Source organism: uncultured Planktosalinus sp. (assembly GCF_963973675.1).
Lineage (GTDB): Bacteria > Bacteroidota > Bacteroidia > Flavobacteriales > Flavobacteriaceae > Planktosalinus.
Genome location: NZ_CAXBAN010000116.1, coordinates 1 through 7370 on the forward strand (window position 1 = coordinate 1; position 7370 = coordinate 7370).

Here is a 7370-nt window from a genome sequence, read left to right on the forward strand (position 1 = left end):
TTTCGATGATTTCAAACGAGGACTTTGGTGACACAAAATAAAGTCCGATCCATAAAAACAACTCAAGTAAACTGATGATAAAAATCCATTTTACAATTGAAGTGGACCTTTTAAACAGCATGTTGTATATTTGGGCATAGGTAAGCCTGGGGTGTTCTTGATCCCGTTGCTTCCAGTTTTGTTTTAGTAATTCCAGTTGATCCATAGTTCTACGGATTGAGTATAGTTCTTAACTTTTCTTTTATTCTGTTCATTTTAACACGGGCATTAACTTCAGTTATCCCAAGTGTATCTGAAATTTCCTTGTAATTTTTGTCTTCTAGGTATAAAAAAACAAGCGCTTTGTCAATGTCGTTGAGTTGTTTTACTGCGTCATACATCAGTCTAAGTTGCACTTCTACTGTATCGTCATATTCATCAGCTGTAATTTTAAAGCTTACATTTTCAAAATCCTGAGTATTTGTATGAACACTTCGTTTGGATTTTCGGTAAAGGGTGATGGCTGTATTTAATCCCACACGGTACATCCAGGTACTAAATTTTGAATCTCCTCTGAATTTTGGAAATGCTTTCCACAATTGAATTGTGATTTCCTGAAATAAATCATTGTGTGAATCTGCATCATTGGTATATAACCTACAAATTTTATGCACAATGTTTTGATTTTCCTCCAGCTGAGTCACAAAACTATGTTCCAGTTCTTTACTCAAAATGTTTTTTAGGTTAGTGTTGCAGAGTTAGTATACTTTAATATGGATTTGTTACAAACCTCATTTTAAAAACAGTATTAACAGTTTTTATATTTATCATTAAGACCTATGCCTTTCAAAATCAAAGGAATGCATTTTTCAAGCCGGTTGAGGCGTGTTTTTTCTTGTTTTGCACTGCCAATATGTTCTTTATATTCTTTTTGTTTGTAGGGAGTTAGTGTATCAAAACGTTGTTTTAAAGCCGTATTTTTCTCAAGGGCTTCTTTAAGCTCAAGAGGGAGCTTAATTTCTTTACTTTTAATGGGTTTAATTTCTTTACCTTCTTTGGCGTTTGCTATTGCTTCTTCGGCATAATTCAAAATCAGTGTTTCGTCTATTTCATCAATTGATTCAAAACGCCATTGTCTGAGTGCCTTTGTTTTTCCTTCCTGTGCGTTCATTAATTTTTTTTGGGAATCTTTAAGAAAAACACCCTGATAAAACCAAATACAGCAATAATTTTTGAATCCGGCTATCGCCAGCACATTTTTGCCATGAGCAACATATACAGGAGCTCCCCATTTAATTGTTTCTTCCAGTGAAGTATTTTTTAAAATGCTTCTGAGTTTGGAAAGTGCTTCTTGCCAATGGGTTTGTTTTTCAATATATGCAGTAACTTGATCAGTGACCATCTTTCAAATTAATTAACAATTGAAGGGTCTAAATGTAAAAAAAATCTTTTAGTTAATTCTTTCTTAACGAAAATCAATAAGACAGAATCTGTTGTACATTTACTATGATTTTAAATCACAACAGTTATGACAAAAAGCAAGTCAAACAGTAAGCCTCAGCCTAAAAAAGCTGCGCCTAAACAGGCGGTAAATAAGGCTGTGCAGACTACTTCAAAGAAGAAGTAATTCCTGCAACCCTTTCGCTGTATGCGAAAGCAATTTCGAAAACTACACTATGGCCACCTTTTTTAGGTGGCTTTTTTGTTTACAGTTCATCGTTGAAAATATACGATTCGGAAATTTTTATTTCGTGTATTTGAATTTGAGTTGCAGATTTGCTGAAAAATCAACCATGAAATACTTAGTTCTATTTGTTTTGCTTTTAGCAGGCGCTCAATTCTATGCCCAAGCTACGATTTCCGGATATATTTATGATGAAAAAAACAACCCAATAAGTGGTGCTAATATTTTTCTGAAAGGTACTTATGATGGAACAATCAGTACTGCTGAGGGGAAGTTTTTATTTACTACAGAAGTGAAGGGCAAACAAACCCTTCAGGTTTCCTATATGTCTTATGAAACAAAACTAATTATTACTGATGTTCAGCAAATGCAGGAATTAAAAATTTTATTACGAGAAGATGTTGCAACCTTGGGGGCCGTGACATTAAATGCAGGAACATTTGAAGCGGGTGACAAAGCCCGGACATCAGTATTAAAACCATTGGATATTGTAACAACTGCAGGGGCTGCCGGTGATATAGTGGCAGCATTGCAAACCTTACCCGGAACGCAAACAGTAGGGGAGAGTGGCCGTTTATTTGTCAGGGGTGGTGAATCAGGCGAAACCCAAACGTTTATTGACGGCATCAGGGTGGCTCAGCCTTACGGGGCCTCCGCTCAAAATATTCCTACACGGGGTAGGTTTTCTCCATTTTTATTCAGTGGGATGTCTTTTTCAACTGGTGGTTATTCGGCTGAATATGGTGAGGCATTATCAGGTGTATTGTTGATGGATACAAAAAATGAAGTGGAACAAAATCAAACGGAAATTTCCCTGATGAGTGTTGGACTGGGTCTTGGGCATTCATTCAAAGGAAAAAACAGTTCCCTTTCAATTAACACGGCCTATGTAAACCTTGAGCCCTACCAACTTGTTGTACCACAACGGTTAAATTGGAACAAGGCATTTCAGTCATTTTCAGGAGAGACTGTTTACAGAAAACATTTTGAAAAGGGGCTTTTTAAAGCCTATGCGGCTTTTGATGCTTCTACTTTTGATTTTAACAGGGAAGATGTCAACCAGGAAGCTTCTCAACGAATTAAATTAAACAACCAAAACCTATATTTCAATACTTCATATAAATCCTTTTGGAGTAACAACTGGCAGTATTTTTCCGGTTTGAGTTATGGTTTATCATCTAATTCAATTTTTCCGGATTTTGTAAGTGTGAAAAACCAGGAACATGCCCTGCATTTTAAATCTAAAATAAATCGTAGGTTTTCCAACAGGTTTAAAATAATGGCCGGCGGAGAACTTTTTTACACCCAATTTGATGAACAATTTCAAGAACAGGGATTTAAATTAAATTCGGGTTTTACTTCTACTGTTGTTGGTTTGTATAGTGAAGCGGCTGTCTATTTTTCGAAAAAGTTTGCTACACAAATCGGGTTGCGATTTCAGTATGATGCATTATTGAATGAAAGCAATTTAAGTCCGCGCGTTTCACTTGCCTACAAAAGCGGTGAACACGCTCAATTTTCTATGGCGTATGGCTTATTTTCACAAGCTCCAAAGCAAGACTATTTAAAACATAGCAAAAGCTTAAGTAGTGAGCGTGCAGCTCATTATATTTTAAATTATCAATACGCTCATAATCACAGAACTTTGAGGGTAGAAGGCTATTATAAGCACTATCAGGACTTGATTCGTTTTGAAAATGAAAAGGAGGTCTATTTTTCAAACATTTCAAATAAAGGTCAAGGTTATGCGGGAGGGTTGGATGTTTTTTGGAGGGACGGTAAAAGTTTTAAAAATACCGAATATTGGGTTTCGTATTCATTTATAGATACAGAGCGTTTGTATCGGGATTTTCCATTGAAAGCCACACCTTCATTTGTCGCTCAACATACAGCTTCTGTTGTTATGAAATACTGGGTTCAGGATTGGAGGTCACAACTGGGCTTTTCGCATACATTTCATAGCGGTAGGCCATTCAATAATCCAAATGATTCAAGCTTTATGAATGGTAAGACTAAATCTTACCACAGTTCCGGCTTTAATTGGGCTTATTTGCTAAGTGAGCAAAAAATACTGTATTTCTCTGTTTCCAATTTGTTGGGTGTGAAAAATATTTTTGGATATGAGTATGCCGATACTCCTTCCGGAAATGGAATTTACAACCGGAAAGCCATCACCCCAACTGCCGATCGGTTTTTCTTTATTGGATTTTTTTGGACAATAAGCGAGGATAAAAAAAGCAATCAGTTGGATAAGTTGTAACTTAGTTTTTTTGAAAAATATAGGGCCAGTAAATAAATACTGCTATGATGATTGCTATGAGGGCGGCAAAAAAAACTGCACCTGCAGCAATATCTTTAATTTTTCCAATTTTGTTATGAAAATCAGGGTGAATAAAATTGGCTATTTCTTCCACAGCAGTATTGAGACTTTCTATACTAATTACCAATCCAATAGCAAGGCATTGCATCATCCATTCTACCGGGGTAATCTTAAAATAAAATCCCGCAGCGGTCACAGCAATAGCCACTGTCAACTGTACCTGAATACTCTCTTCACTTTTAATAAGAATCCAGGCGCCTTTGGCAGCATAATAAAAACCATTCAATCGGCTTTTAATGAAGTTTTTTTTGTTCATTGAACGTGCTTTAACGCTTCGGTATAATCAGGTTCCTGACCAATTTCAGGAACCAGCTGGTTGTAAACCACCCGGCCTTCTTCATCGAGAACGATAATTGCTCTGGCATGCAACCCCTGAAATATTCCTGATTCAATTCTTACACCATAGTTGATTCCAAATTCATTGTTCTTAAAATCAGATAAAGTCTCCACATTCTTGATTCCTTCCGCTCCACAAAAAGCCGATAATGCAAAAGGAAGGTCTTTGGAAATGCATATTACATTAATATTCTCATGCTTTGAAGCTTCTTTATTAAATCTTCTTACAGATGCAGAGCAGACTCCTGTTCCCACACTTGGAAAAATATTTAAAATGAGCCTGCTACCTCGATAATCTTGAAGTGAAATATCAGATAAATCAGTTTTAGTTAATGTGAAATCGGGAGCGGTTTTTCCCTTTTCGGGCAATTCGCCGGTGGTTGTTGTGGGTGAACCGTCTAAAGTAATTTGTGCCATAAGTTTTTTTAAGTAAAAGTAAAAAAATAGCCCTATTAAAATGGCCAATGTATGGTTAAATTAAAAAAGCCTGTTTTTAAATAAAAACAGGCTTTTTACTATATCAGTTGTATCTATTACCGGTCTATGGAACCCATCACTTTTTTGGCAAAATTGTTTGCCGCATCGCGTTCGTCCATGCCTTTTTCAATCATATCAGCTACTTCATATGCACCGCAAAGATTAGTGATGAGTTCACCCACCACATCCATTTCTTCATCGGTGATTCTGTTGTATTCGCTGAAGGACTCCAGCACTTCGATACAATGCTGAATCTTTTCCGGCGAATTATTCTTTTGTAAATGCCTAATTACGGGTAACTTCATCGATCAGGTCTTTTAAAACATCAGTTTTATTGGTCTGCACCTGGTTGACAAGGTGTCCGTTTTTGAAGGTTGCAAAGGTAGGTAGGTTGTCAACTTTTGCTAACTTTCTGCTTTCGGGAAACCTTTCTGCATCAACCATCAGGAAAGTGAAGTTTTCAGTTTCCTGAGCAAACTTTTTAAACTTAGGCTTCATCAAACGGCAGTTTCCACACCATCCTGCAGAATACTGCACAATGACGTTTTCTTTTTCGGCCACAACCTCATTTAGGTTGTCTTGTTCAAGTTCGATGACCATATTTAATTACTTAAATATTCAGCAACCCCGGTTCTGTTTGCCTTCATGGCATCCTTGCCTTCTTCCCAGTTGGCAGGGCATACCTCACCTTTTTGTTGCACGTGGGTGTATGCATCAATCAAACGGATGTACTCGTTAACATTTCTACCGAGTGGCATATCGTTTACACTTTCGTGAAACACTTTTCCCTCTTCATCAATAAGGTAAGTAGCTCGATAGGTCACGTTTGAGCCTTCATAAATAAAGCTGTCTGACTCCTCGTCATATTTTTCAGAAACAATATCAAGAATACCCAAACGGTTGGACAGGTTTCTGTTTGTATCAGAAAGAATGGGATAGGTCACACCTTCAATGCCTCCGGCATTTTTTGGTGTATTCAACCACGCAAAATGTACTTCAGGGGTATCGCATGAAGCAGCTATGATCTTGGTATTTCTGTCTTCAAATTTAGATAAGGCTTCCTGAAAAGCGTGAAGCTCTGTGGGACATACAAAAGTGAAATCTTTCGGATACCAGAACAGCAAAACCTTTTTCTTATTTTTAATCGCTTCTTCGCGAATATTAAGCTTGAAAGTGTCTCCCATTTCGTCCATTGCGTCAATCTCGATGTTGGGAAATTGTTTTCCTACTAATGCCATAATTTTTTATTGTTTTTATTGTTTGTAAATTATGTGCAAAGGTAAGATGAAAACACACTTTTCACCTAAGGCTTCATCCTAAAATCTTATTAAAAGATAAGGCTTTTTGATAGTGTTTTTTTATTGATGTTTTTTAAGAACTGACTTTCAAAAAAGTTGTGCTGTATTATGCCGTTTTGCTTGTCAACATTTTTATCTTGATACTGAAGGCTGCAAAAAACAGCGTGGTAAACGGACTTAACCAATTGAAGATGGCATAAAAGAAATATTCACCCACACCCACACCCAGCACGCCGCTGTGATAAGCACCACAGGTATTCCAGGGGATCAGCACAGAAGTAACTGTACCTGAGTCTTCCAGTGTCCTACTCAGGTTCTCGGGAGCCAGGCCTTTGTCTTTGTAGGCTTTAGAAAACATTTTTCCGGGAACAACAATGGCGAGGTACTGGTCTGAAGCCGTGAGATTCAATGCCAGACAACTTGCTACGGTACTTGCAAAAAGCCCGAAGGTGGTATGAAAAAGCTTGAGCAAAGCACGAGTGATTACTTTTAATGCCCCGATGGCATCCATAATGCCCCCAAACACCATCGCACAGATTATTAGCCAGATAGTGCCCAGCATCCCGCTCATACCTCCTGCAGAGAACAAATCAGCCAAGGTTTCATTGTCTGTTGCTACAATTGTGTCTACCGTTATAGCATTCATCACACCTTTATAGCCGCTTTCAAAAGTTAGGGTTTCCGACCCGCCAATGGTTGCCACAATTTCCGGCTGGAAAATTAGCGCAGCCAGACCTGCGAGTAATGTACCAATGAGCAATGCCACTAAGGGAGCGGTCTTTTTTACAATTAAAACAATCACCAGTACGGGTACTACAAAAAGTATGGGATTGATATTAAAAGCTGCATCAATGGAAGTAAGGATACTTTCAGTTTCAACTGCACCTGTGGTAGTCATATTCAGACCAATAATGATAAAAACTATCAGGGTAATTACAATGGTGGGCACGGTGGTAAGGGTCATATATCTGATGTGTGTAAATAGATCAGTCCCAGCCATAGCCGGTGCGAGGTTAGTAGTATCGCTAAGTGGCGAAAGCTTATCCCCAAAATAAGCACCGGAAAGTATGGCTCCTGCGGTCATACCTAAAGAAATGTCGAGGGCACTGGCAATACCAATCAGGGCAATACCCACAGTGGCCGATGTCGTCCAGCTACTTCCGGTAGCCACCGAAATCACACAACATATTATCACACAGGAAGCCAAAAATATCGC

Annotated in this window: 9 protein-coding genes and 1 pseudogene; 1 reads left to right on the forward strand and 9 read right to left on the reverse strand. The window is 38.0% G+C overall.

Annotated elements, in window-relative coordinates:
- The 3 genes and pseudogenes from AACY61_RS06175 to AACY61_RS06185 form a co-directional block, all read right to left on the reverse strand.
- A pseudogene (locus tag AACY61_RS06175) lies at window positions 1-205 on the reverse strand (hypothetical protein); the annotation flags it as partial.
- A 4-nt stretch (window positions 206-209) separates the two neighbouring features.
- On the reverse strand, window positions 210-710 hold the full coding sequence (locus AACY61_RS06180) for an RNA polymerase sigma factor (protein WP_339610710.1): 501 nt from the start codon (window positions 708-710) through the stop codon (window positions 210-212).
- A 77-nt stretch (window positions 711-787) separates the two neighbouring features.
- Window positions 788-1381 (reverse strand): DUF1801 domain-containing protein, encoded by a 594-nt coding sequence (locus AACY61_RS06185; RefSeq protein WP_339610711.1) that lies wholly within the window; start codon window positions 1379-1381, stop codon window positions 788-790.
- A 391-nt stretch (window positions 1382-1772) separates the two neighbouring features.
- On the opposite strand from AACY61_RS06185, the gene AACY61_RS06190 reads away from it, so the two are divergent.
- A complete protein-coding gene (locus AACY61_RS06190) occupies window positions 1773-3923 on the forward strand; it encodes a TonB-dependent receptor (protein ID WP_339610712.1) in 2151 nt (716 codons plus the stop codon).
- 1 nt (window position 3924) lies between these two features.
- On the opposite strand, the gene AACY61_RS06195 is transcribed toward AACY61_RS06190, so the two are convergent.
- The 6 genes from AACY61_RS06195 to AACY61_RS06220 form a co-directional block, all read right to left on the reverse strand.
- Complete coding sequence (locus AACY61_RS06195) at window positions 3925-4299, reverse strand: diacylglycerol kinase family protein (protein WP_339610713.1); 375 nt, start codon at window positions 4297-4299, stop codon at window positions 3925-3927.
- On the reverse strand, window positions 4296-4796 hold the full coding sequence (tpx, locus tag AACY61_RS06200; RefSeq protein ID WP_339610714.1) for a thiol peroxidase: 501 nt from the start codon (window positions 4794-4796) through the stop codon (window positions 4296-4298). The genes AACY61_RS06195 and tpx overlap by 4 nt, the downstream gene beginning before the upstream one ends.
- Before the next feature lie 116 nt (window positions 4797-4912).
- Window positions 4913-5161, reverse strand: coding sequence for a hypothetical protein (locus tag AACY61_RS06205; protein WP_339610715.1), 249 nt, complete (start codon window positions 5159-5161; stop codon window positions 4913-4915).
- Window positions 5142-5456, reverse strand: a complete 315-nt coding sequence (locus AACY61_RS06210) for a thioredoxin family protein (RefSeq protein ID WP_339610716.1) — start codon at window positions 5454-5456, stop codon at window positions 5142-5144. The genes AACY61_RS06205 and AACY61_RS06210 overlap by 20 nt, the downstream gene beginning before the upstream one ends.
- A gap of 2 nt (window positions 5457-5458) precedes the next feature.
- On the reverse strand, window positions 5459-6094 hold the full coding sequence (locus AACY61_RS06215) for a peroxiredoxin (RefSeq protein ID WP_339610717.1): 636 nt from the start codon (window positions 6092-6094) through the stop codon (window positions 5459-5461).
- Between the two features lie 166 nt (window positions 6095-6260).
- A partial coding sequence (locus tag AACY61_RS06220; RefSeq protein WP_339610718.1) for a Na+/H+ antiporter NhaC family protein occupies window positions 6261-7370 on the reverse strand: 1110 nt, incomplete at its 5' end.